Source organism: Pseudomonas sp. Au-Pse12, from assembly GCF_021341665.1.
Classification (GTDB): domain Bacteria; phylum Pseudomonadota; class Gammaproteobacteria; order Pseudomonadales; family Pseudomonadaceae; genus Aquipseudomonas.
Window position 1 is genome coordinate 217,017 of the sequence record NZ_JAJTTH010000005.1, and the last position, 25,631, is coordinate 242,647.

26 protein-coding genes are annotated in these 25,631 nt (G+C 63.1%); 23 read left to right on the forward strand and 3 right to left on the reverse strand.

All coding sequences use genetic code 11. The features are described 5' to 3' along the window. The first annotated feature begins 40 nt into the window (after positions 1-40). The 3 genes from LXM55_RS15950 (at position 41) to LXM55_RS15960 (ending at position 2,505) form a co-directional block, all read left to right on the forward strand. Positions 41-664 (forward strand): glutathione S-transferase family protein, encoded by a 624-nt coding sequence (locus LXM55_RS15950; RefSeq protein WP_233321265.1) that lies wholly within the window; start codon positions 41-43, stop codon positions 662-664. A 132-nt stretch (positions 665-796) separates the two neighbouring features. Further along, positions 797-1,729 carry an ABC transporter ATP-binding protein gene (locus LXM55_RS15955; protein ID WP_233321266.1) on the forward strand — a complete coding sequence of 311 codons (933 nt, stop codon included), beginning with the start codon at positions 797-799 and terminating at the stop codon, positions 1,727-1,729. Then, complete coding sequence (locus LXM55_RS15960; protein WP_233321267.1) at positions 1,726-2,505, forward strand: ABC transporter permease; 780 nt, start codon at positions 1,726-1,728, stop codon at positions 2,503-2,505. The genes LXM55_RS15955 and LXM55_RS15960 overlap by 4 nt, the downstream gene beginning before the upstream one ends. Before the next feature lie 53 nt (positions 2,506-2,558). On the opposite strand, the gene LXM55_RS15965 is transcribed toward LXM55_RS15960, so the two are convergent. Continuing rightward, the gene (locus LXM55_RS15965; protein ID WP_233321268.1) at positions 2,559-3,074 is read right to left on the reverse strand and encodes a DUF2062 domain-containing protein; all 516 of its coding nucleotides are present in this window, start codon (positions 3,072-3,074) and stop codon (positions 2,559-2,561) included. Positions 3,075-3,213: 139 nt separating this feature from the next. On the opposite strand from LXM55_RS15965, the gene LXM55_RS15970 reads away from it, so the two are divergent. The 12 genes from LXM55_RS15970 to LXM55_RS16025 all read left to right on the forward strand — a co-directional run bounded on the left by LXM55_RS15970 (position 3,214) and on the right by LXM55_RS16025 (position 14,680). Beyond that, positions 3,214-5,445, forward strand: a complete 2,232-nt coding sequence (locus LXM55_RS15970) for a DNA internalization-related competence protein ComEC/Rec2 (RefSeq protein WP_233321269.1) — start codon at positions 3,214-3,216, stop codon at positions 5,443-5,445. A 102-nt stretch (positions 5,446-5,547) separates the two neighbouring features. Next, positions 5,548-6,183 (forward strand): MotA/TolQ/ExbB proton channel family protein, encoded by a 636-nt coding sequence (locus LXM55_RS15975; protein ID WP_011060100.1) that lies wholly within the window; start codon positions 5,548-5,550, stop codon positions 6,181-6,183. Next, positions 6,180-6,608 (forward strand): ExbD/TolR family protein, encoded by a 429-nt coding sequence (locus LXM55_RS15980; RefSeq protein ID WP_233321270.1) that lies wholly within the window; start codon positions 6,180-6,182, stop codon positions 6,606-6,608. The genes LXM55_RS15975 and LXM55_RS15980 overlap by 4 nt, the downstream gene beginning before the upstream one ends. Continuing rightward, positions 6,608-7,618: a tetraacyldisaccharide 4'-kinase gene (gene lpxK, locus LXM55_RS15985; protein WP_233321271.1), complete on the forward strand. Its 1,011-nt coding sequence runs from the start codon at positions 6,608-6,610 to the stop codon at positions 7,616-7,618. The genes LXM55_RS15980 and lpxK overlap by 1 nt, the downstream gene beginning before the upstream one ends. Before the next feature lie 24 nt (positions 7,619-7,642). After that, positions 7,643-7,828, forward strand: coding sequence for a Trm112 family protein (locus LXM55_RS15990; RefSeq protein WP_011060103.1), 186 nt, complete (start codon positions 7,643-7,645; stop codon positions 7,826-7,828). Continuing rightward, on the forward strand, positions 7,825-8,589 hold the full coding sequence (gene kdsB / locus LXM55_RS15995; RefSeq protein ID WP_233321272.1) for a 3-deoxy-manno-octulosonate cytidylyltransferase: 765 nt from the start codon (positions 7,825-7,827) through the stop codon (positions 8,587-8,589). The genes LXM55_RS15990 and kdsB overlap by 4 nt, the downstream gene beginning before the upstream one ends. After that, on the forward strand, positions 8,589-9,053 hold the full coding sequence (locus tag LXM55_RS16000) for a low molecular weight protein-tyrosine-phosphatase (RefSeq protein ID WP_233321273.1): 465 nt from the start codon (positions 8,589-8,591) through the stop codon (positions 9,051-9,053). The genes kdsB and LXM55_RS16000 overlap by 1 nt, the downstream gene beginning before the upstream one ends. Beyond that, complete coding sequence (gene murB / locus LXM55_RS16005) at positions 9,050-10,069, forward strand: UDP-N-acetylmuramate dehydrogenase (RefSeq protein ID WP_233321274.1); 1,020 nt, start codon at positions 9,050-9,052, stop codon at positions 10,067-10,069. Before LXM55_RS16000 ends, murB begins: the two co-directional genes overlap by 4 nt. 240 nt (positions 10,070-10,309) lie before the next feature. After that, complete coding sequence (locus LXM55_RS16010) at positions 10,310-10,780, forward strand: (2Fe-2S)-binding protein (RefSeq protein WP_233321275.1); 471 nt, start codon at positions 10,310-10,312, stop codon at positions 10,778-10,780. Then, positions 10,777-13,092 (forward strand): xanthine dehydrogenase family protein molybdopterin-binding subunit, encoded by a 2,316-nt coding sequence (locus LXM55_RS16015; protein ID WP_233321276.1) that lies wholly within the window; start codon positions 10,777-10,779, stop codon positions 13,090-13,092. Before LXM55_RS16010 ends, LXM55_RS16015 begins: the two co-directional genes overlap by 4 nt. Then, positions 13,092-14,087, forward strand: coding sequence for an XdhC family protein (locus tag LXM55_RS16020; protein ID WP_233321277.1), 996 nt, complete (start codon positions 13,092-13,094; stop codon positions 14,085-14,087). The genes LXM55_RS16015 and LXM55_RS16020 overlap by 1 nt, the downstream gene beginning before the upstream one ends. Then, positions 14,084-14,680 carry a nucleotidyltransferase family protein gene (locus LXM55_RS16025; RefSeq protein WP_233321278.1) on the forward strand — a complete coding sequence of 199 codons (597 nt, stop codon included), beginning with the start codon at positions 14,084-14,086 and terminating at the stop codon, positions 14,678-14,680. Before LXM55_RS16020 ends, LXM55_RS16025 begins: the two co-directional genes overlap by 4 nt. A 65-nt stretch (positions 14,681-14,745) precedes the next feature. On the opposite strand, the gene rne is transcribed toward LXM55_RS16025, so the two are convergent. Continuing rightward, a complete protein-coding gene (gene rne, locus LXM55_RS16030; protein ID WP_233321279.1) occupies positions 14,746-17,973 on the reverse strand; it encodes a ribonuclease E in 3,228 nt (1,075 codons plus the stop codon). A gap of 723 nt (positions 17,974-18,696) precedes the next feature. Between rne and rluC the strand changes: the two genes are divergently transcribed. The 3 genes from rluC to sppA are packed head-to-tail and all read left to right on the forward strand — an operon-like array spanning position 18,697 to position 21,316. Further along, positions 18,697-19,653, forward strand: coding sequence for a 23S rRNA pseudouridine(955/2504/2580) synthase RluC (gene rluC, locus LXM55_RS16035; protein ID WP_011060111.1), 957 nt, complete (start codon positions 18,697-18,699; stop codon positions 19,651-19,653). Continuing rightward, positions 19,643-20,305, forward strand: a complete 663-nt coding sequence (locus tag LXM55_RS16040) for an HAD-IA family hydrolase (RefSeq protein ID WP_233321280.1) — start codon at positions 19,643-19,645, stop codon at positions 20,303-20,305. The genes rluC and LXM55_RS16040 overlap by 11 nt, the downstream gene beginning before the upstream one ends. A 21-nt stretch (positions 20,306-20,326) precedes the next feature. Further along, the gene (gene sppA / locus LXM55_RS16045) at positions 20,327-21,316 is read left to right on the forward strand and encodes a signal peptide peptidase SppA (protein ID WP_233321281.1); all 990 of its coding nucleotides are present in this window, start codon (positions 20,327-20,329) and stop codon (positions 21,314-21,316) included. A gap of 54 nt (positions 21,317-21,370) precedes the next feature. On the opposite strand, the gene LXM55_RS16050 is transcribed toward sppA, so the two are convergent. Then, a complete protein-coding gene (locus LXM55_RS16050; RefSeq protein WP_233321282.1) occupies positions 21,371-21,949 on the reverse strand; it encodes a Maf family protein in 579 nt (192 codons plus the stop codon). A 105-nt stretch (positions 21,950-22,054) separates the two neighbouring features. Between LXM55_RS16050 and LXM55_RS16055 the strand changes: the two genes are divergently transcribed. From LXM55_RS16055 to fabG, 5 genes are all read left to right on the forward strand, one after another. After that, complete coding sequence (locus LXM55_RS16055) at positions 22,055-22,582, forward strand: YceD family protein (RefSeq protein WP_009047832.1); 528 nt, start codon at positions 22,055-22,057, stop codon at positions 22,580-22,582. 13 nt (positions 22,583-22,595) lie between these two features. After that, complete coding sequence (gene rpmF / locus LXM55_RS16060; RefSeq protein WP_003179396.1) at positions 22,596-22,778, forward strand: 50S ribosomal protein L32; 183 nt, start codon at positions 22,596-22,598, stop codon at positions 22,776-22,778. Positions 22,779-22,781: 3 nt separating this feature from the next. Beyond that, positions 22,782-23,792: a phosphate acyltransferase PlsX gene (gene plsX / locus LXM55_RS16065; RefSeq protein WP_233321283.1), complete on the forward strand. Its 1,011-nt coding sequence runs from the start codon at positions 22,782-22,784 to the stop codon at positions 23,790-23,792. 126 nt (positions 23,793-23,918) lie between these two features. Next, entirely contained in the window at positions 23,919-24,857 is a 939-nt protein-coding gene (fabD, locus tag LXM55_RS16070) for an ACP S-malonyltransferase (RefSeq protein WP_016968270.1), read from the forward strand. 16 nt (positions 24,858-24,873) lie between these two features. Further along, the gene (gene fabG / locus LXM55_RS16075; RefSeq protein ID WP_047284730.1) at positions 24,874-25,614 is read left to right on the forward strand and encodes a 3-oxoacyl-ACP reductase FabG; all 741 of its coding nucleotides are present in this window, start codon (positions 24,874-24,876) and stop codon (positions 25,612-25,614) included. Positions 25,615-25,631 lie beyond the last annotated feature (17 nt).

Sequence of the window (25,631 nt, forward strand, 5' to 3'; positions counted from 1 at the left end):
CGGCGTAGACTGCCCCGGCATTCATTACTGAGGGATGGTCATGCTGAAGATCTGGGGTCGCAAGAACTCGTCGAACGTCAGGAAGGCACTGTGGTGCGCGGAGGAGTTGGGGCTCGCTTATGAGTCCCTGGACGCCGGTGGCGCCTTTGGCGTGGTGGATACCCCGGCATACCGGGCGCTGAACCCCAATGGCCGCATCCCTTTGATTGAAGACGGCGATTTCGTGCTCTGGGAATCCAACACCATCGTCCGTTACCTGGCGGCCCGACATGCCGCCAACACCCATTGGTACCCGGCCGATGTGCAGGCCCGGGCCAGTGCCGAGAAGTGGATGGACTGGACCACCTCGACCTTTGCCGAGCCTTTCCGGCATCTGTTCTGGGGCGTGTTGCGCACCCCGACCGAGCAGCAGGACTGGGCGCAGATCAATGCCGCCAAGGCCACCTGCGCCGAACTGCTGGCTCGGGTCGATCAGGCGCTGGCCGACCAGCCTTACCTGTCCGGGCCGGAAATCGGCGTGGGGGATATTCCCCTGGGGAGTTTCATCTACGCCTGGTTCGAGATGCCCATCGAGCGCCCTGCGATGCCCCATCTGCACGCCTGGTATGAACGCTTGAAACAGCGTCCGGCCTATCGCCGGGCGGTGATGACCGCGTTGACTTAATAACCACTATCGATATGCGTGACTGTACTTGCACGACGCCGGCACGCAACATGGCGGGCGTCCAGCGTCGTTGCAATCCGGCCGGGCCGCCCTTACTTATAAAATTCCCCCTTCTTGGTGCATGAATCCGATATGAGTTCCGCTCTGTCCATCCGGCAGCTAACCAAAACCTACGGCAACGGTTTCCAGGCCCTGAGTGGTATCGATCTGGACGTCGCCGAAGGTGATTTTTTTGCCCTGCTCGGCCCTAACGGGGCCGGTAAATCCACCACCATCGGCATTCTCTCGACCCTGGTGAACAAGACCAGCGGCACGGTGAATGTCTTCGGCCACGACCTGGATCGAGAGCCGGCGGCGCTCAAGCGCTGCATTGGCGTGGTGCCGCAGGAATTCAACTTCAACCAGTTCGAGAAGACCTTCGACATCGTGGTGACCCAGGCGGGCTACTACGGCATTCCGGCGAAGATCGCCAAGCAGCGCGCCGAACAGTACCTGACCCAGCTTGGCCTGTGGGACAAGCGCGATGTGCCTTCGCGCTCGCTGTCCGGGGGCATGAAGCGGCGCCTGATGATCGCCCGAGCGCTGGTGCACGAGCCGCGCCTGCTGATCCTCGACGAACCCACCGCCGGGGTCGACATCGAGCTGCGCCGGTCGATGTGGAGCTTCCTCACCGAGCTCAACCAGAAAGGCATCACCATCATCCTCACCACGCACTACCTGGAAGAGGCTGAACAGCTGTGCCGCAACATCGGCATCATCGATCACGGCACCATTGTCGAGAACACCAGCATGCGTCAGCTGCTCGGCCAGCTGCATGTGGAAACCTTCCTCCTCGACCTGAAAAACGACCTGAGCGTGGCGCCGCAACTGGCCGGTTACCCGACCCGACTGGTGGACAGCCACACCCTGGAAGTCCAGGTGGACAAGGCCGTGGGCATCACCGCGCTGTTCGGCCAGTTGGCCCTGCAGAACATCGAGGTGCTGAGCCTGCGTAACAAAACCAACCGACTTGAGGAGTTGTTCGTGTCCCTGGTGGAGAAAAATCTGTCGAAGGTGGCGGTATGAGTTCGGAGTTCAAAGCCAACCTGGTGGCGCTCAACACCATCGTCTATCGCGAGGTCCGGCGCTTCACCCGGATCTGGCCGCAGACCCTGCTGCCCCCGGCCATCACCATGGTTCTGTACTTCGTCATCTTCGGTAACCTGATTGGCCGGCAGATCGGCGACATGGGTGGCTTCACCTACATGGAGTACATCGTCCCGGGGCTGATCATGATGTCGGTGATCACCAACTCCTACGGCAACGTGGTGTCGAGCTTCTTCGGCAGCAAGTTCCAGCGCTCGATCGAGGAGTTGATGGTGTCACCGCTGTCGCCCCACACCATTCTCATCGGCTACACCTTGGGCGGCGTCCTGCGGGGCCTGATGGTGGGGATCATCGTGACCCTGCTGTCGCTGTTCTTCACCACGCTGCAGGTGCATCACCTCGGGGTGACGGTGCTGGTGGTGGTGCTGACCGCGACGATCTTTTCGCTGCTGGGCTTCATCAACGCGGTGTTCGCGCGCAACTTCGACGATATCTCGATCATCCCGACGTTCGTGCTGACGCCTCTGACCTACCTGGGCGGGGTGTTCTACTCGATCAACCTGCTGCCGCCGTTCTGGCAGACGGTGTCGCTGGCCAACCCGGTGCTGCATATGGTCAATGCCTTCCGTTTCGGCATCCTCGGGGTTTCGGATATCAAGATCAGCATCGCCATTACCTTCATGCTGGTGGCCACGCTGGTGCTGTACATCGGTTGTGTGCGGCTGCTGGTGAGTGGGCGCGGCATGCGTCAGTAGAAGCCTTTAGTGCGTAATGAAAACGGCCTCCCTCGGGAGGCCGTTTTCGTTGGTCACCTCCGTTGCAGCTTACGCCGGGACCACTGGCGAGCGACCCACCAGCGCCAATAGAGCATGGTCAGGCAGTAGGCGGTGGCGCCCAGCACCAACCCCGCCACCACCGAACCGAGCAGGAAGGGCTGCCACAGGGTGGCCAGCTGGCCGCTGATCCATTCCCAGGTCAATTCGTCGGGCAGTGCGCGCGGCGGCACATTCATCAACCAGGCCCCCAGTTGGTAGGTGCAGAAGAACACCGGAGGCATGGTGATCGGGTTGGTCAGCCAGACCAGGCTGACGCTGATGGGCATGTTGCCGCGCAACCAGATGGCCAGTACCGCCGCCAGCAGCATCTGCATCGGGATCGGAATAAAGGCGGCGAACAGACCGATGGCCATGGCTCGGGCCACCGAGTGCCGATTGAGGTGCCAGAGGTTGGCGTCATGCAGCAAGGTGCCGAGAAAGCGTAAGGATTTGTGTTCCCGGATGCTGGTCGGATCAGGCATGTAACGTTTGAATAAGCGCCGGGGCATAAGGCTTCTCGGTCGGGACAGGCGACGATTATGACCGGATTCTAGTCGGCGAAAATTCAGACATTGTGACAAATGATAAAGCCGCACCGCTGATCCTCGGCTAAGCCAAGGGTATGAACTTCCAAGGATGGGCAGGCTGATGCGTAGCGCAATGCTGGCGCTGGCTGCGGGGCTGCTGGCGCTGGGTTTTCTGCCGGCCTTGCCACCCGGCTGGCTGCTGCTGTCGATGGCGATACTGGCCTTGATGCTGTTGCCGTTTCGTACACATCCGGTGGCATTTTTCCTCTTTGGTTTCTGCTGGGCCTGTGTGTCCGCACAGTCGGCCCTGGATGATCGCCTGGCCCCTCGCCTGGACGCGCAGACCCGCTGGCTGGAGGGGCGGGTAAGCGGCTTGCCGGAGCAGGGCGCGGGTGTCGTGCGCTTTGAGCTGGAAGATGCCCAGGCCCGTCGTGAGCGCCTGCCACGGCGCATGCGCCTGGCCTGGCGCGATGGCCCGGCGCTCAAGAGCGGCGAGCGCTGGCGGTTGGCGGTCACGCTTCGCCGGCCAGCGGGGTTGTTGAATATCCAGGGGTTCGATTACCCGGCCTGGCTGCTGGCGCGGCGCATTGGCGCGACCGGTACGGTCAAGGCCGGGGAGCGGCTGGCGCCGTCTCGCCAGGCATGGCGCGAAGGGCTGCGCCAGCGCTTGCTGGAGGTCGAGGCGCATGGCCGCGGCGCAGGGCTGGCGGCCTTGGTGATGGGGGACGGTTCGGGCCTGAAGCGGCAAGACTGGCAGCTGTTGCAGGACACCGGCACTGTCCACCTGATGGTGATATCCGGGCAGCACATCAGCTTGTTGGCTGGGCTGATCTATTTCACGGTGGCCGGCCTGGCCCGCTACGGTGCCTGGCCTGCACGCCTGCCATGGTTACCCTGGGCCTGTGCCCTGGCCTGGCTCGGGGCGCTGGGCTACGGCCTGCTGGCGGGGTTCGACGTCCCGGTGCAACGGGCCTGTGTGATGGTTGCGCTGGTGCTGTTCTGGCGCCTGCGCTTTCGTTTTCTACGGGCCTGGTGGCCCTTGTTGCTGGCTCTGAACACCGTGTTGCTGGCCGAGCCCCTGGCCAGCCTGCAGCCCGGGTTCTGGCTGTCGTTTGCGGCGGTGGCGATCCTGATCTTGACCTTTGCCGGGCGCCTCGGGGCGTGGCGCTGGTGGCAGGGCTGGACCCGGGCCCAATGGCTGATTGCCATTGGCCTGTTGCCGCCGCTGCTGGCCCTGGGCTTGCCCGTCAGCCTCAGTGGGCCACTGGCCAATCTGTTGGCGGTGCCCTGGGTCAGCTTTCTGGTGCTACCGCCTGCCTTGCTCGGCAGCCTGCTGCTACCCGTGCCACATGTGGGGGAGGGCTTGCTGTGGTTGGCAGGCGGGCTGCTGGACGGGCTGTTTCGCTTGCTGGCGGTGATTGCCGTTGGGTGGCCAGCGTGGCTGGCGCCGCAGGTATCCCCTTGGCTGTGGGGCATGAGCGGCCTGGGCTGCCTGTTGCTGCTGTTGCCCGCGGGCATGCCGATGCGGGTCCTGGGTTGGCCTCTGTTGCTGCTGGTGGTCTGGCCGCCACAAACCCGCGTGCCGGAGGGTGAGGTGGAGGTCTGGCAACTGGATGTCGGCCAGGGTTTGTCATTCGTCCTGCGTACCCGTGATCACGCCATGCTGTATGACGCGGGAGCGCGGACCGCCGAGTTCGACCTGGGAGAACGGGTGGTGCTGCCGACCTTGCACCGGCTTGGCATCCGTCGCCTGGACCTGATGTTGCTCAGCCATGCCGACAACGATCACGCCGGTGGGGCCCTGGCGGTGCAGCGCGGGTTGCCGGTGGCCGAGGTGCGCAGTGGCGAGCCTGATGCGTTGCCCGCAGCGCTGCAAGCCGGGCCCTGCGCAAGTGGGCTGAGCTGGACCTGGAATGGCGTGCGCTTTCGCCAGTGGCAATGGGCGGCGGCCACGGATGGCAACCAGGCCTCTTGCGTGCTTCAGGTCGAGGCTGCCGGCGAGCGCCTGCTGCTCACCGGGGATATCGACGCCCGCGCCGAACGGGCCTTGCTCGACAGCCCGCTGGCGGTGCGAACGCACTGGCTGCAGGCGCCCCATCACGGCAGCCGCACCTCTTCGTCGATGGCCTTGCTGCAACGGCTGGCGCCCAGCGCGGTGCTGATTTCCCGTGGGCGGGGCAATGCCTTTGGCCACCCTCATCCCCAGGTGCTGGCACGTTACCAGCGGCTGAACATGGCGGTTTATGACAGCGCCGAACACGGTGCGCTGAAGGTGCAACTGGGGGCTTTCGGGACGGTGCAAAGCCTGCGCGGGCAGCGGCGATTCTGGCGTGAGCCGCCTGCAAGCCCTTAAATAACCGTGAGTTATTAAAGCCTGTGAGCATGCGACATCACGGTCTTCGGTGCGTCCGGCCCCTATGTTAGAGTGGCGCACTTTTTTGAGGGGGCTGTCACTGTGTGGGAATTGGTCAAATCCGGCGGCTGGATGATGTTGCCGATCATTCTGAGCTCCATCGCTGCGGTGGGCATCATTGCCGAACGTTTGTGGACCCTGCGCGCCAGCCGCGTTACCCCGCCTCACCTGCTGGGGCAGGTCTGGCGCTGGATCAAGGACAAACAGCTGAACAAGGAAAAGCTCAAGGAACTGCGCGCCGACTCGCCCCTGGGCGAGATTCTGGCGGCGGGCCTGGCCAACTCCAAGCATGGTCGCGAGATCATGAAGGAATGCATCGAAGAAGCCGCGGCCCGGGTTATCCATGAGCTGGAGCGCTACCTCAACGCCCTTGGCACCATCGCCGCCATGGCGCCGCTGCTGGGCCTGCTGGGCACGGTGCTGGGCATGATCGACATCTTCAGTTCGTTCATGGGCTCGGGCATGACCACCAACGCGCACATCCTTGCGGGCGGTATTTCCAAGGCCCTGATCACCACGGCTGCCGGCCTGATGGTGGGCATTCCTTCGGTGTTCTTCCACCGCTTCCTGCAACGCCGGGTTGACGAGTTGGTGGTCGGCATGGAACAGGAGGCGATCAAGCTGGTGGAAGTGATCCAGGGTGACCGCGATGTCGACCTGGCCGAGGGCAAAGCGTGAAATTCCGTCGCAAGCCCCGGGAAACCGTGGACATCAACCTGGCGTCACTGATCGACGTGGTGTTCATCCTGCTGCTGTTCTTCGTCGTCACCACCACCTTCACCCGGGAAACCGAGTTGCGGGTCGACCTGCCGGAAGCGGTCAGTGGCTCGCCGGCCGAGGATCAGCAGGTCAAGCAACTGGACATCGCCATCAGCGCCGACGGGGTGTTCTCGGTGAACAACCAGGTCCTGCCCAAGAGCGACCTGGCGAGCCTGATCGAGGCCCTGCAGAAGGAATCGGCGGGCGACACCCACCTGCCGCTGTCCATCAGCGCCGACGGCAAGACTCAACATCAAGCGGTGATCACTGCCATGGATGCGGCCGGCAAGCTCGGCTTCAGCCACCTGCGCATGACCACCGTCGAGGCGGACCCGGCACCCTGATGGCACTTTCCGATCGCCTGCTCGCCGCCTGGTACAACGGCCATCCCGCGCTGCAACTGCTGCAGCCTCTGGAATACCTGTATCGCCGGGTAGTGATGAGCAAGCGCCAGCGTTTTCTCGCGGGCGAGGGGGCGATCTATCAGCCCCCGGTGCCGCTGATCGTGGTGGGCAACATCACCGTCGGTGGCACCGGCAAGACGCCGTTGATCCTGTGGTTGGTGCAACATTGCCAGCGCCTCGGGCTGCGGGTCGGGGTGGTCAGCCGCGGCTACGGCGCCAAGCCGGCGCACCTGCCCTGGCGCGTCAGTGCCGAGGACTCTGCCGAAGTGGCCGGCGATGAGCCGCTGCTGATCGTTCAGCGCTGCGGCGTGCCGCTGATGATCGACCCGGATCGCAGCCGCGCGGTGCAGGCCCTGCTGGCCGCTGAACCGCTGGACCTGATCCTTTCCGACGACGGCCTGCAGCATTACCGCCTGGCCCGTGATCTGGAGCTGGTGCTGATCGATGCAGCCCGTGGCCTGGGTAATCGCCGCTGCCTGCCGGCCGGGCCTCTGCGCGAGCCGGCCGAGCGTTTGCAAAGCGTCGACGCAGTGCTCTACAACGGCGCCCTCGACGACCGTGACGACGGTTTTGCCTTTCACCTCAAGCCTTCGGCGCTGGTCAACCTGCGCAGTGGCGAGCGTCGTCCGGTAGCGCACTTTGCCTCCGGTCAGGCGCTGCATGCGGTGGCCGGCATCGGCAACCCGCAGCGTTTCTTCGACACCCTCGAAACGCTACACTGGCGGCCTGTTCCCCATGCATTTGCCGATCACGCTCAATACAGTGCGCAGGCGTTGGCCTTTACCCCATCGCTGCCGCTGGTGATGACCGAGAAAGATGCGGTCAAGTGTCGGGCCTTCGCTGCGGACGACTGGTGGTACCTGGCGGTCGATGCACAGCCTTCGCCGGCCTTTGTCGCCTGGTTCGATACCCAGTTGATGCGCCTGCTGCCTGATCGTCTGTTGCCTTAATTCGCTTTTATCCAGGGACTCCTCATGGACACCAAACTGCTCGACATCCTCGCCTGCCCGATCTGCAAAGGTCCCCTCAAACTCAGCGCCGACAAGACCGAGCTGATCAGCAAGGGCGCTGGCCTGGCCTACCCGATTCGCGACGGCATCCCGGTGATGCTGGAAAGCGAGGCGCGCACCCTGACCACCGAAGAGCGTCTGGACAAATGAGCAACGCCTTTACCGTTGTCATCCCGGCGCGTTATGCCTCCACCCGCCTGCCGGGCAAACCGCTGCAACTGATCGCCGGCAAGCCGATGATCCAGTGGGTCTGGGAGCAGGCGCGCAAGAGCAGTGCCGAGCGGGTCGTGGTGGCCACCGATGACCCGCGCATCGTCGAAGCCTGCCAGGGCTTTGGTGCCGAAGCGCTGCTGACTCGGGAAGACCACAACTCCGGCACCGACCGGCTGGCGGAAGTCGCCGCCCAGCTGGGCCTGGCCGCGGACGCGATCGTGGTCAACGTGCAAGGCGACGAGCCGTTGATCCCGCCGTCGGTGATCAATCAGGTGGCGGCCAACCTGGCGGCCCATACCGAAGCGCGCATGGCCACCCTGGCCGAGCCGATCGAGGATGTGCAGACCCTGTTCAACCCCAACGTGGTCAAGGTGGTCAGCGACCTCAACGGCCTGGCCCTGACCTTCAGCCGTGCCACCTTGCCCTGGGCCCGGGATGCCTTCGCCCAGAGCCGTGAGCAGTTGCCGGAAGGCGTGCCTTATCGCCGTCACATCGGCATCTACGCCTACCGTGCCGGTTTCCTCCATGACTTCGTCAGCTGGGGCCCGTGCTGGCTGGAGAACACGGAATCCCTGGAGCAGTTGCGGGCCCTGTGGCACGGCGTGCGCATCCACGTGGGCGAGGCCGTGGAAGCACCGCCTACCGGCGTTGATACCGCCGAAGACCTTGAGCGCGTTCGGCGCCTGCTGGAGGCTTGATGCGGGTTCTGTTCGTCTGCCTGGGCAATATCTGTCGCTCGCCCACCGCCGAAGGCGTGCTGCGCCGCAAGTTGCACGAGGCTGGCCTGGGTGACCAGGTGCAGGTCGCTTCGGCTGGCACCAGCGACTGGCACATCGGCAAGGCCCCGGACAAGCGCAGCCAGCAGGCTGCCTTGCGCCGCGGCTACGACCTTTCCGCGCAACGGGCGCAGCAGGTCAGTAGCGCCGACTTCGCGGCCTATGACCTGATCTTCGCCATGGATCAGAGCAACCTGCGCCACCTCAAGGCCTTGCAACCGGCTCGTGGCAAGGCTGAGCTGGATCTGTTCCTGCGTCGCTACGAGGCGGCCCTGGATGAAGTGCCGGACCCTTACTACGACGGCGAGCAGGGCTTCGAGCAGGTGCTGGACCTGATTGAAGACGCCTGTGACCGGCTGGTGAGCGAATTGCGGGGACGGCTATGACCCTGCACATCGAGCCCGATGTTTCCCTCAAGCCGTTCAACAGCTTTGGGGTCGAGGTCAAGGCGAAGTGGTTCGCCCAGGCCCACAGCGACGACGAGGTGCACGAGGCCCTGGCCTATTGCGCCCAGCACCAGTTGCCGCTGCTGGTGATCGGCGGTGGCAGCAATTTGCTGCTGACCGCGGATATCCAGGCCCTGGTGCTGCGCATGGCCAGCCGCGGCATTCGCCTGCTCAGTGATGACGGACAGCGAGTGGTAGTCGAAGCCGAGGCTGGGGAAACCTGGCATCCCTTCGTCCAGTGGACCCTGGAGCAGGGCCTGTCCGGGCTGGAGAACCTGAGCCTGATTCCCGGCACTGTCGGCGCCGCACCGATGCAGAACATCGGCGCCTACGGAGTGGAGATCAAGGACGTGTTCGCCGGCTTGACCGCCCTCGATCGGCAGACCGGCGAGCTGCGGGATTTCGACCTGGCGCAGTGCCAGTTCGCTTACCGCGACAGCCTGTTCAAGCATCAGGCGGGCCGCTGGCTGATCCTGCGGGTGCGCTTTGCCTTGAATCGCGTCGACCATCTGCACCTCGAGTACGGTCCGGTGCGCCAGCGCCTGAGCGAGCAGGGCATCGAGCAGCCGACGGCCAGCGATGTCAGCCGGGCGATCTGCAGCATCCGCAGCGAGAAGCTCCCGGATCCGGCAGTGCTCGGCAATGCCGGCAGCTTCTTCAAGAACCCGGTGGTATCGGCAGCACTGGCCGCGCAGATCAAGCTGGCGTACCCGGGGCTGGTGGGTTATCCCCAGGCCGACGGGCAGGTCAAGCTGGCGGCCGGCTGGCTGATCGAGCAGGCGGGCTGGAAGGGCTTTCGCGAAGCCGATGCTGGGGTTCATCGGTTGCAGTCGCTGGTGCTGGTCAACTATGGCGGTGCTAGCGGCTTGCAGTTGCTGGAACTGGCGCAGCGGATCCAGCGCGATATCGCCGAGCGTTTCAGTGTCGAGCTGGAGATGGAGCCCAACCTCTATTAGCGGCGGCTCGCCCGCGGTGATCAAAAAGCCTTGCCCGGCTGACATTCGGGCAAGGCTTTTTTATTAATTACGGCTTAACTTAGCAGGCTAAGAATCTGCTTTTGCTGTTGCCAAAGGCCCGGTGAAGCCCTGCCTTCACAAGAGAGCCCGATTAGCCTGAGCCGATCTGCGTGCACCGCGGCCGCGGTACTGCACGGCGGATGGCTCGACCCCATCACCTGACAGAATGCGGGCGTGCCCATGATTACCCTGAAACTCAACGGTCAAGATCATCAACTGGACGTCACCGAGGACATGCCGCTGTTGTGGGCGATCCGCGATGTGGCGGGCTACAACGGCACCAAGTTCGGCTGCGGCATGGGCCTGTGCGGCGCCTGCACCATTCATATCGACGGTGACCCGGCGCGCAGTTGCATCACTCCCATCGGCGCGGTGCAAGGCAAGCACGTCAGTACCATCGACAACCTGCACACCGACCCGGTGGGGCAGGTGGTGCAGCAGGCCTGGCTGGACATCGCGGTGGCCCAGTGCGGTTACTGCCAGGGCGGGCAAATCATGTCTGCCACGGCTCTGCTCAAGGTCCATCCCAATCCCAGCGACGAGCAGATCGAAGAGGCGATGCTCGGCAATATCTGTCGTTGCGGCACCTACAACCGCATCAAGAGTGCGATTCGCCAGGCCTCCAGCCACCTGCAGGAGGCCAAGGCATGAACCACCTACCGCAGGATTTTGCCCTGAGCAACCTCAGCCGCCGGGGCTTTCTCAAGGGCGTGGGCGCCACCGGGGCCCTGGTGCTGGCCGCGAGCTGGGGCTGGCAGGAAGCCTTTGCCGAGGACAAGAAGTTTGGCGCCGACGGCATGCCCCATGGCTGGGTCGATGACCCCAAGGTCTACCTGAGCATTGCCAACGACGGCAGCGTGACGGTGCTGTGCAACCGTTCGGAGATGGGCCAGGGCGTGCGCACCAGCCTGAGCATGGTGGTGGCCGATGAACTGGACGCCGACTGGGCGCAGGTCAAGGTTCGCCAGGCACCGGGTGACGAGGCGCGTTTCGGCAACCAGGATACTGACGGCTCGCGCAGCATGCGCCACTGGTACGAACCCATGCGCCGCTGCGGCGCAGCCGCGCGGACCATGCTGGAGCAGGCCGCGGCCGCGCAGTGGCAAGTGCCGCTGGCGGAGTGTCGGGCGCAGTTGCACAAAGTCGTTCACTCGCCGAGCGGGCGTGAGCTGGGCTACGGAGCTCTGGCCGCGGCGGCGGGCGCCTTGGCGGTGCCGGCTCGGGACAGCTTGCGGCTGAAGCTGCCATCGGAGTTTCGCTACATTGGCAAAGAGGCGACTCGTGCCATCGATGGCCGGGACATTGTCAACGGCCGTGCGGTGTATGGCGCCGATGTGCATTTTGACGGCATGTTGTTCGCGGCGGTGGCGCGCCCCCCGGTCTATGGCGGCAAGCTCAAGTCGGTCGATGACAGTGCAGCCTTGAAGGTGCCCGGGGTGATCAAGGTCCTGCCCATTGAAAGCCGTCCCTTGCCTTCCGAGTTCCAGCCGCTGGGTGGCGTGGCCGTGGTGGCAAGCAACACCTGGGCGGCGATCAAGGGCCGCGATGCGTTGAAGATCGAGTGGGAGGATGGGGTCAATGCCGGTTACGACTCCATCGAATACCGCAAGCAACTGGAGGCGGCGGCGCTGCAACCGGGCAAGGTGGTGCGCAGCACCGGCAACCTGGATGAGGCCCTTAACGCTGCCGAAAGCACCCTGGAGGCGAGCTATTACCTGCCGCATCTGGCGCAGGCGCCCATGGAGCCGATGGTGGCCGTGGCGCGTTTCCAGGACGGTCGCTGCGAGGCCTGGGCGCCAAGCCAGGCGCCACAAGTGACCCGCGAGCGGATCGCCGAGCGCCTGGGAATCGGCTTCGAGCAGGTTACGGTGAACGTCACTTTGCTGGGCGGTGGCTTCGGCCGTAAATCCAAGCCGGACTTCATCCTTGAAGCGGCGATCCTGGCCAAGGCTTTTCCCGGCAAGGCGGTGCGGGTGCAGTGGACTCGCGAGGACGATATCCACAATTCCTACTTTCATACCGTGTCGGCGCAATACCTCAAGGCCGGGTTGAACAAGGATGGCTTGCTGGCCGCCTGGCTGCACCGCACCGTGGCGCCGAGCATCACCGCGCTATTCGCGCCGGGAATGACGCACGAAGGCGCCTTCGAGCTGGGCATGGGGTTTACCAACATGGCCTATGCGATTCCCAACGTGCGCTTGGAAAACCCCGAGGCGGCCGCCCATACCCGGGTCGGCTGGTATCGCTCGGTGTCGAACATTCCCCATGGCTTCGCGATCCAGAGCTTTGTCGACGAGCTGGCGCACAAGGCCGGTCAGGACCCGCTGCAGTACCAGCTCAAGTTGCTGGGGCCGGATCGTCAGATCGATCCGCGAACCTTGAGCGAAGAGTGGAACTATGGCGAATCCCCCGAGCGTTACCCGATCGATACCGCACGCTTGCGCACGGTGCTGGAAACCGCGGCCAAGGCGGCCGGTTGGGGACGCTCGCTGCCCAAGGGGCGTGGCCTGGGGCTGGCGGTGCACTACAGCTTTGTCACCTATGTGGCGGCGGTGATCGAGGTGGAGGTCAAGGACGATGGCACGTTGATCGTGCATCAGGCCGACATCGCGGTGGACTGCGGCCCGCAGATCAATCCCGAGCGCATCCGCTCGCAGTTCGAGGGTGCCTGTGTCATGGGCCTGGGCAACGCAGTGCTGGGGGAAATCAGCTTCAAGGACGGCAAGGTCCAGCAGGACAACTTCCATATGTACGAGGTGGCGCGCATGTCCCTGGCGCCCAGGCAGGTGCAGGTGCACCTGGTGACGCCGCCGGGGGATGTGCCCCTGGGCGGTGTCGGCGAACCCGGCGTACCGCCGATTGCGCCGGCCCTGTGCAACGCGATCTTCGCGGCCACCGGCAAGCGCATTCGCAACCTGCCGGTGCGCTACCAGCTGCAGGGCTGGCGGCAGGCGAGTGCCTGATGGACAGCGTCGACCTGAATGTTTTGCGCAGCGTCCTGGAGTGGCGCCGCGCCGAGCGCGGAGTGCTGCTCTACACCGTGGTCCAGACCTGGGGCAGCGCGCCCCGGCCGCCCGGTGCGATGCTGGCCTTGCGCGATGATGGGGTGGTGATCGGCTCGGTGTCCGGTGGCTGTATCGAGGACGACCTGATCACTCGCCAGGGTGACGGGCGATTGTCCCGAGGCGGGCCGCCGGTGCAACTGGTGACTTACGGCGTGACGCAGGAAGAAGCGGCGCGTTTCGGCCTGCCCTGTGGCGGCACCTTGCGCCTGACCGAGGAGCGGGTCGGCGATCCGGCCTGGGTCGCGGAGCTGCTGGCGCGCTGTGATGCGCACCAGATCGTGGCTCGCGAGTTGCACTTGGGCAGTGGCCAGGTGCAGCTCAAGGCGGCGAGCAAACGCGATGAGCTGGCGTTCGACGGGGCTCTCTTGCGGGCCATCTATGGGCCGCGCTGGCGCTTGCTGCTGATCGGCGCCGGGCAGTTGTCGCGCTATGTGGCGCAGATGGCGCGCTTGCTGGACTTTGAAGTGCTGATCTGTGATCCGCGTCGGGAGTTCGTGCACGGTTGGGAGGGGCAGGATGCAAGGTTTGTCGCCGGTATGCCCGACGATGCGGTGCTGAGCATCGAGCCTGATGAGCGTACGGCGGTGGTGGCTTTGACCCATGATCCGCGCCTGGATGATATGGCGTTGCTGACGGCACTCGACTCCCGGGCGTTTTATGTCGGCGCTCTGGGTTCCCGGGCCAACAGCCAGAAGCGCCGGGACAATCTGGCGCTGCTGGGCTTGTCGGCGCAGGCCATCGAGCGTTTGCACGGGCCGGTGGGGTTGCACATTGGCAGCCATGCACCGGCAGAAATTGCCTTGTCGCTGCTGGCGGAAATCGTCGCGATCAAGAATGGCGTCGAGCCGTTGCAGAAGCCGCCGCTCGTGCGCGCGGCCGAGGTGCTTCGGTGAGTCGGTTGCCTTGCGCGATCATCCTCGCGGCGGGGCAGGGCAGGCGTTTCCGTCAGGCAGCCGGAGCGGACCGGGACAAGCTGCTGGCACCCTGTCGCGGGCGTGACGGGCTGTTGCGGCCGGTATTGGAGCAGGTGCTGATGAATGTGCCGGCGGAGCTTGTCCGGCGAGTGCTGGTGACCACGCCGGATCGGCCGCAGGTGGCGGATCTGGCCCGAACCCATGGCTGTGAGGTGCAGTTGCTCGACTCGGCGGGGATGGGGCACAGCCTGGCGGCGGCAGTGGCGGCCTGTGCCGATGCCGATGGCTGGGTGGTCTGGTTGGGGGATATGCCGTTTATCTTGCCGGCCACTGCTCGTCGGGTGATCGAGGCGTTGACCGAACAGAGCATCTGCGTGCCGCGACTGGGGGCTGAGCTGGGGCATCCGGTGGGTTTTGGTCGGTCTTATGGGCCGGCGTTGCAGGGCTTGTCCGGTGATCGTGGTGCCCGGTTGTTGTTCGCTTCGGGCCAGGTGATCGAAGTACCGGTGACGGATTCGGGAGTGACCTGGGATGTGGATTTACCGGAGGCGTTGATCTACCGGGATTGCTGATGGATGCAGGCATAAAAAAGCCCCGCCCGGTTACCCGGGCGGGGCTTTTTCATGGACCGATGGAATCAGACGAGGGGTTTAGGCTCGTGCTGCTCTTCCTCGGTGTGCGCAACGTGCTCGACAGCGCGAGGTGCTTCCTCGGCCGCCGGGGCAGCTTGCTCGACCACAGGCTCGGTCACAGGTGCCGGTGCGGCTTCAGCCACTTCGGCAACGGCTGGAGCGGCCTCGGCCACTGCTGGCGTTTCCACCGGCGCTGGCTCGGCGGCTACCACGGCTTCAGCCGGAGCAGCAGCGGCAGCCAGTTCGGCTTCCTTCTGCAGGCGCTCGGCTTCACGCTTGCGGCGACGCACTTCACGTGGGTCGTTCGGTGCACGGCCGTTGCTGGTCAGGGTGCTGACCGGTGCAGCCTCAACCACAGGCGCTGGCTCTTCGACCACCACAGGTGCGGCAACCGGAGCTGGCGCTTCCACCTGGGCTGGCTGCTGGGCAGCCACTGGCTCTTCAACCACTACAGGCTCGACAACCGGAGCCGGTGCAGGCGCTTCTTGAGCAGGCTCGATGGCCTTTTCTTCAGCGACTGGCGCCTGGGCTGCAGGTTCGGCAGCAGGTTGCTCGGCCACCACTGGCTGGGCTTCAACCACCACGGCCGGTTCGGCAATCACTTCAACCTGGGCTTGCTCTTCAACAACGGGAGCTACTTCCACCGCTGGAGCCACTGGGGCTTCTACTGGCGTAGTGGCTTCAACCACCGGGGCTTCCGGAGTGTTGTCCTCTACGGCGGCAGTCGCGCGCTCGGCTTGCTGGTGAGCCTCGGCTTCAGCGTTGGCGCTGATGGCGGTGCTGGCAACCGCGGCGGTAACCGCGAGGCCGGCAGCCAGGTCGGCGCTGCTTGGCTCTTCGGCGTTCTCTTCCGAGCCCTCGATCACATTGCCGTTGGCATCACGCTGACGCTCGCGACGGTTGCTGCGACGACGCTGGCCGCGGGAGCGGCGACGTGGACGTTCGCCATCGGCGTTGTCCTGGCCTTCTTCCTGCAGTTGCTCTTCGTTAGGCAGTGTTTCTTCTTCGCTGGCGGCTGCGGCCTGAGCCTGTTCGGCACGTGGTTGACGCTCTTCGCGTGGTGGACGTGGCTGGCGCTCTTCGCGCGGCTGGCGAGCCGGACGTTCTTCGGCGACCACGGCAGCAGTTGCGGCGGCCACAGGAGCAGCGTCCAGTGGCTCGCGCAGTTCGCGCACGCGTTCTTCACGCTCGCCACGCGGCTTGCGGTCTTCGCGCGGTGCACGTGGCTGGCGCTCTTCACGCGGTGGGCGTGGTGCACGTTCTTCACGGGCTACCGCTTGAACTTCTTCACGGGCTTCGCGGACTTCACGCGGCTGACGCTCTTCGCGCGGAGCACGTTCTTCGCGTGGTGCGCGTTCTTCACGCGGGGCACGTTCCTCGCGTGGCTTGCGCTCTTCATCGCGGCGACCGTTGCGGTTGCGGCTCTGCTGGCGGCCATTGCGACGCTGTTCTTCGTTGTTGCGAGCAGGGCGCTCGGTGACGGGCTTCTCGGCCACGACCGGAGCCGCTGGCTCTTCCTTGGTCGCGAACAGGCTGACCAGGGATTTCACCAGGCCTTTGAACAGGCTCGGCTCGGCCACTGGAGCAGGTGCGGCGACAGGCGCGGCGACTTCGGTCGGAACCGGAGCGTTGGCGCGGGCAGGGGCAGTCTTCACCGCGGCTTCCTGGCGAACCAGGGTGCGGGTGGCGGCGGCCGGCTGAACTTCTTCGGCTTCGGCAGCGGCTGCAGCGATTTCGTAGCTGGACTGGTTGGTGTTGGCTTCCGGGCTGTCATCGCGCAGGCGCTGCACTTCGAAGTGCGGCGTTTCGAGATGGTCGTTCGGCAGGATGACGATGCGGGCACGGGTGCGCAGTTCGATCTTGGTGATCGAGTTGCGTTTTTCGTTGAGCAGGAAGGCGGCGACCGGAATCGGCACTTGAGCGCGAACTTCGGCGGTGCGGTCTTTCAGGGCTTCTTCTTCGATCAGGCGCAGGATTGCCAGGGACAGCGACTCGACGTCACGGATGATGCCGGTGCCGTTGCAGCGCGGGCAGACGATGCCGCTGCTTTCGCCCAGGGATGGACGCAGGCGCTGACGGGACATTTCCAGCAGGCCGAAGCGCGAGATGCGGCCGATCTGCACACGAGCGCGGTCGGCTTCCAGGCATTCGCGGACTTTTTCTTCCACGGCGCGCTGGTTCTTGGCCGGGGTCATGTCGATGAAGTCGATGACAATCAGGCCGCCGATGTCACGCAGGCGCAGCTGGCGAGCGATTTCTTCGGCTGCTTCCAGGTTGGTCTGCAGGGCGGTTTCTTCGATGTCGCTGCCTTTGGTGGCGCGGGCCGAGTTGATGTCGATGGACACCAGGGCTTCGGTCGGGTCGATGACGATAGAGCCGCCGGAAGGCAGTTCGACCACGCGCTGGAAGGCGGTTTCGATCTGGCTTTCGATCTGGAAGCGGTTGAACAGCGGCACGCTGTCTTCATACAGCTTGATCTTGCTGGCGTACTGCGGCATCACCTGGCGGATGAAGGTCAGGGCTTCGTCCTGGGCTTCAACGCTGTCGATCAGCACTTCGCCAATGTCCTGGCGCAGGTAGTCGCGGATCGCGCGGATGATCACGTTGCTTTCCTGGTAGATCAGGAAGGGCGCGGAGCGATCCAGGGAGGCTTCCTTGATGGCGGTCCAGAGTTGCAGCAGGTAGTCGAGGTCCCACTGCATCTCTTCGCTGCTGCGGCCCAGGCCGGCAGTACGCACGATCAGGCCCATGTCGGCAGGAGCCACCAGGCCGTTCAGCGCTTCGCGCAGTTCGTTGCGTTCTTCGCCTTCGATGCGACGGGAGATGCCGCCGGCACGCGGGTTGTTCGGCATCAGTACCAGGTAGCGACCGGCGAGGCTGATGAAGGTGGTCAGGGCAGCGCCCTTGTTGCCACGCTCTTCTTTCTCGACCTGGACGATGACTTCCTGGCCTTCGCTCAGGACGTCCTTGATGTTGACGCGGCCTTCGGGGGCTTTCTTGAAGTATTCGCGGGAGATTTCTTTGAGGGGCAGGAAGCCGTGGCGCTCAGAGCCGAAATCGACAAAGGCAGCCTCGAGGCTAGGTTCGATACGAGTGATTCGGCCTTTATAGATGTTGGCCTTTTTCTGCTCGCGTGCACCGGACTCGATGTCCAGGTCGTAGAGGCGCTGGCCGTCTACCAGGGCAACACGCAACTCTTCGGGTTGAGTTGCGTTAATCAGCATTCTTTTCATGTAGTACCGTCGGTTTCCGGGCTGCCGGAAACGGCGTTCGGCACACACGACTTCTCACGGTCGGTGTCAGGTGCGTCAGGAGTGGTTGGCCACTCGAGTGTCTAGCGAGGTTCGTCCAAGTAACTCAAGTAACTAAGGACGAAGTCGCGACTTACGCGTCCTGCTTGCTGTGGTGACTAAGGCACCGCTTAAGCAAAAGTCTGTCAGGAGGAGGAATCAACCGGCGACTGTGGACGAGATGAAGCGTCTTGATAAAGCCTAATGCTACACAGTCCGACGGTTGTGCATCTCCACCCTACACGTATCCCTGATAATTCGGGTGCTGCCGCGCGCAGAATCCGCAGCGGGTTGGCATTTACCGTGAACTCCGAAAGGGGAGGCCACGCATCATGGCTAAAGGCGTTGTTTCCGCAACTTGCGCTCGGGATTGTTTGTCGCTGACTGCACTTTGTGAACTGGCCGTTAATCGCTGCGTAAAAGGCGAGTAGTGACTCTGCTTTCTACGGGTTTCAGGCCTCATGTCACCTGCGCTTGTTACAACGCCGAACTCTTCCGTTAGGTAGCGAAAACTGCGTAGGACGGCCTTGCGTCCTCATGAATTGCGTTGGTCAGGGCCGGCTGTTTGCCGCTGTTCCTCTGTCCAGCCGCTTTTGGCGGCGTTCGCGACTATAGCAGCAATCATTAAGTGCTTCAAATCCATAAAAAATTGTTATCATTCGCGCCATGACGACTACTGCCCCCTCGACCCCAGGCGTTCAATTGCTTGAGGTCTCGCCGGAATATGCCGGCCAACGTATTGATAACTTCCTTCTCGCGCGACTCAAAGGCGTGCCCAAGACCTTGATTTACCGCATTTTGCGTAAAGGCGAAGTGCGCGTGAACAAGGGGCGGATCAAGCCCGAGTACAAGCTGCAGGCGGGCGACGTGGTGCGCGTGCCTCCGGTGCGCGTGCCTGAACGCGATGAGCCGGTGCCGCTGGCTCAAGGGTTGCTGCAGCGACTGGAAGCCTCGATCGTCTTCGAAGACAAGGCGCTGATTGTGATCAACAAGCCTGCCGGGATTGCCGTGCATGGCGGCAGCGGCCTGAATTTCGGGGTGATCGAAGCCTTTCGTCAGTTGCGCCCGGATGCCAAGGAGCTGGAGCTGGTGCATCGCCTCGATCGCGACACCTCCGGCCTGCTGATGATCGCGAAAAAACGCAGCATGCTTCGCCATCTACACGCCGCGCTGCGTGGTGATGGCGTGGACAAGCGCTACATGGCGCTGGTCCGCGGGCATTGGGCGACTGCCGTGAAACAGGTGCGTGCGCCGTTGCTCAAGAGCAACCTGCGCTCCGGCGAACGCATGGTGGAGGTCAACGAAGAGGGCAAGGAGGCTTTGACCGTGTTCAAAGTGCTGCGCCGTTTCGGTGATTTCGCCACCATGGTCGAGGCCAAGCCGGTGACCGGGCGTACCCACCAGATTCGCGTGCACACCCTGCATGCGGGGCATTGCATCGCCGGTGACAGCAAGTATGGCGACGACGATTTCACTCGCGAGATCCGAGAGCTGGGCGGTAAGCGCCTGTTTCTCCATGCCTATATGTTGACGGTGCCGCTGCCGGATGGCGGCGAGCTGAAGTTGCAGGCCCCGGTGGATGAAATGTGGGCCAAGACCGTGGAGCGTTTGAGTGCGCCCTGACTACAAGCTGCTGATTTTTGACTGGGACGGCACACTGGCTGACTCCATTGGTCGGATTGTCGAGGCAATGCATGTGTCTGCCGATCGCTCCGGTTTCGCGCGCTGCGACGACTTTGCCGTCAAGGGCATTATCGGTCTGGGATTGCCGGAGGCGATTCGTACGCTGTATCCGCAGATCGATGATGGCCAGTTAGTCGCCTTTCGTCAGCATTATGCGGACCACTACATCGCACTCGAGGCTGAACCTTCGCCTTTGTTTGCGGGTGTGGTGCAGTCGCTGGATGCGTTCCGAGCCGAGGGTTATCAGCTGGCAGTCGCCACCGGCAAGGCTCGTCGCGGGCTGGATCGGGTGCTGAAGGCGCACGGCTGGGAAGACTATTTCGATATCACTCGGGCGGCCGACGAAACCGCCAGCAAGCCTCACCCATTGATGCTGGAGGAAATTCTTGCTCATTGCGGCGTCGGGCCAAGGCAGGCTCTGATGGTGGGCGATTCTTCCTTTGATCTGTTGATGGCGCGCAATGCCGGAATGGATTCAGTGGCCGTGAGTTACGGTGCTCAGTCCATCGAGGCTTTGCAGGCGTTTGAGCCGCGCTTGTCCATCGACCGTTTTCCTCAATTGCATGCCTGGCTGAGTCAGGGTGTTGAATAAGTTTTTGCTGGGGTAGCAGGCATGACCGACGAATGGAAGGCGCCGAGCAAGGCGGGCGCTGAAGGTGGTGAGGATAAAAGCTGGAAGCTGTTGGAGAAGACACTGCTGGCCGGCGTCCAGGAACAGCGTCGTTCGCGGCGCTGGGGGATCTTTTTCAAGCTGTTGACCTTTGTCTATCTGTTTGTGGCGTTGGCTCTGTTCACGCCGCTGATGACCATGGAAAAGAACGCTGCCCGTGGCGGCAGCTACACCGCGGTAATCGATATCACCGGGGTGATTGCCGATAAGGAGTCGGCCAGTGCGGACAATATTGTCGGCAGCCTGCGTACCGCCTTCGATGACCCCAAGGTCAAGGGCATTGTCTTGCGCATCAACAGCCCAGGTGGCAGCCCGGTACAGTCGGGGTATGTCTATGACGAGATCCGTCGTCTGCGGGCTTTGCACAAGGACACCAAGGTCTATGCGGTGATCTCTGATCTTGGGGCGTCGGGTGCTTACTACATTGCCAGTGCTGCTGACGAGATCTATGCCGACAAGGCGAGTCTGGTGGGCTCCATTGGTGTGACGGCGGCCGGTTATGGTTTTGTCGGTGCCATGGAGAAGCTGGGGGTTGAACGTCGTACTTATAACTCGGGCGAGCACAAGTCGTTCCTGGACCCGTTCCAGCCGCAAAAGCCTGAAGAGACGCAATTCTGGCAGGGCGTGCTGGACACTACCCATCGCCAGTTCATTGCCAGCGTCAAGCAGGGGCGTGGCGATCGCCTGAAGGATAAGGAGCACCCTGAGCTGTTTTCCGGGCTGGTCTGGTCGGGCGAGCAAGCGCTGCCGCTGGGGCTGATCGATGGCCTGGGCAATACCAGTTCGGTCGCGCGGGATGTGATTGGTGAGAAGGAGGTGGTGGACTTTACTGTTCAGGAGTCGCCATTTGATCGCTTCTCGAAAAAGCTGGGTGCCAGCGTGGCTGAGCAGATTGCCATGTGGATGGGCTTTCAGGGGCCGACCTTGCGCTGATCGGGCACTACCCCATTAAAAGCCGGCATGAGTGCCGGCTTTTTTATGACCGCTTCAGGGGATCTCCACGCCCTGGGCCAGCAGCATGTCCACCAGGCGGATCAGTGGCAGCCCGATAAGGCTGGTGGCGTCGCTGCCGGCCGTGCTCCGGAACAGGCTGACGCCGAGGCCTTCGGCCTTGAAGCTGCCGGCGCAGTCGTAGGGTTGTTCGGTGTGCAGGTAGCGTTCGATTCGGGCGCTGTCCAGGGTGCGCATATTGACCGTGAAGGGGACGCAGTCAACCTGGCAGTGGCCGGTCTGGCTGTTGAGCAGGGCCAGGCCGGTGAGGAAGGTTACGCTGGCGCCACTGGCATCCAGCAATTGCTGGCGGGCCCTGTCGAAGGTGTGGGGTTTGCCAATGATGCGCTCGCCCAGTACGGCGACCTGGTCCGAACCAATGATCAGGTGTGCTGGGTGGGTGTGTGCCAGGGCGCGGGCCTTTTCTTCGGCCAGGCGTTTCACCAGCTCAGTGGCAGGCTCGCCCGGGCGATGGCTTTCGTCGATATCAGGGGAGCTGCAGGTGAAGGGCAGGTGCAGGCGGGACAGCAATTCCCGGCGGTAGACCGAGCTTGAGGCGAGTAATAAAGGCAGCATGCGCATCTCCTGAGGCAGGCCGGGAATTCTAGCGGGGCTCGCAAGTGACGGACAGGGCTGAATTTCCTTTGACATGGCCGGGGGCATCCCTATAATGCTGCGCCTATGTTGAATGACCCGATTCCACCTCACGTTGACCCGCGCAAATTGGCTGACCGTGGCACCACCCTTCAAGGTGAACTGCTGCTGGCCGATTTGGAGAGACTCTGCGACCCGCTTTCCGACAATGTCGGTACGGTGCAGGCTAAATTCGTTTTCGAGCGTGACGAGCGTAAAGCTGTAGTTATCCACAGCTCCATCGACGTCGAAGTCAAAATGGTTTGCCAGCGTTGTCTTGAGCTGGTCACCCTGCCGATCCACAGCGAGTGCAGTTACGCCGTGGTGAAGGAGGGTGCGAATACCCAGTCGTTGCCGAAAGGTTATGACGTGCTGGAACTGGGCGAAGATCCTTTGGATCTGCAGGCGTTGATCGAGGAGGAGCTTTTGCTTGCCTTGCCCATCGTGCCTGCTCATCATCCGGAAGAATGCCAGCAGCCGGCGGGGCTCGATGAGCCCGAACCGAGCGAGGACGAGGTAACGCGGTCCAACCCGTTCAGTGTATTGGCGCAGTTAAAGCGTGACCCAAACGTTTAGGAGTTAATCAATTATGGCTGTTCAGCAGAACAAAAAATCCCGCTCTGCCCGTGACATGCGTCGTTCCCACGATGCTCTCGAGGCTAGCACCCTGTCCGTAGAAAAGACCACCGGTGAAGTTCACCTGCGTCACCACGTATCGCCAGAAGGCGTATACCGTGGTCGTAAAGTGATCGACAAGGGCGCTGACGAGTAATCCTTGTCCGCTCAAGTCATCGCGATTGACGCAATGGGCGGGGACTTCGGTCCCCGCAGCATTGTTCAGGCAAGTATTGCTTGTCTGTCTGCTACCCCCTCGCTGCACCTGACCCTGGTCGGTCAACCCTCCCTTCTTGAAGAACTGATTTCCGGTCAAGCGGCTGTGGATCGCGCGCGCCTGACGATTACCCCGGCAAGCGAGGTGATCACCATGGACGAAAAACCTTCCCAGGCCCTGCGTGGCAAACCTGATTCTTCGATGCGGGTGGCGCTTGAGTTGTTGCGCGATGAAAAGGTCCAGGCTTGTGTCAGTGCCGGCAACACCGGGGCGCTGATGGCGCTGTCGCGTTACGTGCTCAAGACCTTGCCCGGTATCGATCGCCCGGCGATGGTGGCGGCCATTCCCACCCAGCGTGGTTATTGCCAGTTGCTGGACCTGGGGGCCAACGTCGATTGCAGCGCCGAGCACTTGTTGCAGTTCGCGATCATGGGGTCGGTTGCGGCGGAAAGCCTGGGCATAGTGCGGCCGAGGGTGGCCTTGCTGAACATCGGCACCGAAGACATCAAGGGCAACCAGCAAGTCAAGCTGGCGGCGAGCTTGCTGCAGCAGGCGCGTGGCCTGAACTACATCGGCTTTGTCGAGGGTGACGGGCTGTATCGCGGCGAAGCGGATGTGGTTGTGTGTGACGGTTTTGTCGGCAACATCCTGCTCAAGTCCAGCGAGGGCCTGGCGACCATGATCGCTGCCCGTATCGAGGCGTTGTTCAGGCAGAATCTGCTGTCCCGGGTTGTGGGGGCGCTGGCCTTGCCGCTGATGCGGCGATTGCAGGCGGACCTGGCGCCGGCTCGGCACAACGGTGCGAGCTTTCTCGGGTTGCAGGGGATTGTGGTGAAAAGCCATGGCTCTGCGGGCGTTCAGGGGTTTCAGAGTGCGATTCAGCGTGCGCTGATCGAGATCCAGGAAGACCTGCCCCGACGCTTGCATGGGCGTCTTGAAGACTTGTTGCTTTAGGCGTTTATCCTGTGGAGTGCTTAAATGTGACCGCTCAGTTCAATTGGCCATCCAACTGTCAGTTTCTTGCGTCCACCACGGTGTGACGTCAATTCTCCGACGACAAGATCATTAGGGGCTTGTTACATGTCTGCATCCCTCGCATTCGTCTTTCCAGGACAGGGCTCGCAGTCCCTCGGCATGTTGGCCGAGCTGGGCGCGCAGTACCCGCTGATCCTCGATACATTCAAAGAAGCCTCCGATGCTCTGGGCTATGACCTCTGGGCCCTGACCCAGCAAGGTCCCGAAGAGCTGCTCAATCAAACGGATAAGACCCAGCCTGCAATCCTCACGGCTTCCATCGCCTTGTGGCGTGTATGGCTGGCCGAAGGCGGCGCGCGCCCGGCTTTCGTCGCAGGCCATAGCCTGGGTGAATACAGTGCCCTGGTGGCTGCCGGTAGCCTGACTCTGGCCGAAGCGGTCAAGTTGGTGGAGCGCCGTGGTCAGTTGATGCAGGAAGCCGTGCCAGCAGGGCAGGGCGGTATGGCGGCGATTCTCGGTCTGGACGATGCCGACGTTGTGGCGGCCTGCGCAGAAGCGGCGCAGGGCGAAGTGGTCAGTGCGGTGAACTACAACTCCCCGGGCCAGGTGGTCATCGCCGGCGCCAAGGCGGCAGTGGATCGCGCCATCGAGGGTTGCAAGGCTCGCGGTGCCAAGCGTGCCATGCCGCTGCCGGTCAGCGTGCCATCCCATTGCGAGCTGATGCGCCCTGCGGCAGAGCGTTTTGCCGAGTCGATCGCGGCGATCAACTGGCAGGCACCGCAGATTCCTCTGGTACAAAATGTCAGCGCCGCTGTGGCGGCTGACCTCGATACCCTCAAGCGTGACTTGCTGGAGCAGCTGTACAAGCCTGTGCGTTGGGTTGAGTCCGTGCAGACCCTGGCAGCCCAAGGCGCCACTCAGTTGGTGGAGTGCGGCCCGGGCAAGGTCCTGGCAGGCCTTAACAAGCGCTGCGCCGAAGGCGTGTCGACCTCTAACCTGAATACCCCAGATGCCTTCGCTGCCGCCCGTGCAGCGTTGGCCTGAACTAGGAGAAGCTTGCATGAGTCTGCAAGGTAAAGTTGCACTGGTGACCGGCGCCAGCCGCGGTATCGGCCAGGCCATCGCGCTTGAGCTGGGGCGTATGGGCGCCATCGTGGTGGGTACCGCCACGTCTGCTTCGGGTGCCGAGCGCATCGCAGCAACCCTCAAGGAAAACGGCATCCAGGGCACTGGTCTTGAGCTGAACGTTACCAGCGACGAATCCGTGGCAGCGGTCCTGGCCAGCATCACCGAGCAGTTCGGTGCGCCGGCGATCCTGGTGAACAACGCCGGCATCACTCGCGACAACCTGATGATGCGCATGAAGGACGACGAGTGGTACGACGTGGTCGATACCAACCTCAACAGCCTGTATCGCCTGTCCAAGGGCGTTCTGCGCGGCATGACCAAGGCCCGTTGGGGTCGAATTATCAGTATTGGCTCGGTTGTGGGTGCCATGGGCAACGCAGGCCAAGTAAACTACGCCGCCGCCAAAGCCGGTCTGGAAGGTTTCAGCCGTGCCCTGGCGCGTGAAGTGGGTTCGCGGTCGATCACCGTGAACTCGGTGGCTCCAGGTTTTATCGACACCGATATGACCCGCGAGCTGCCGGAAGCACAGCGTGAAGCCCTGCTGACGCAAATTCCGCTGGGTCGTCTGGGTCAGGCTCAAGAGATCGCGCAAGTGGTCGCTTTTCTGGCATCCGACGGTGCGGCATACGTTACTGGGGCTACAATCCCGGTCAACGGCGGGATGTATATGTGAGTCAAATGTGACGGATT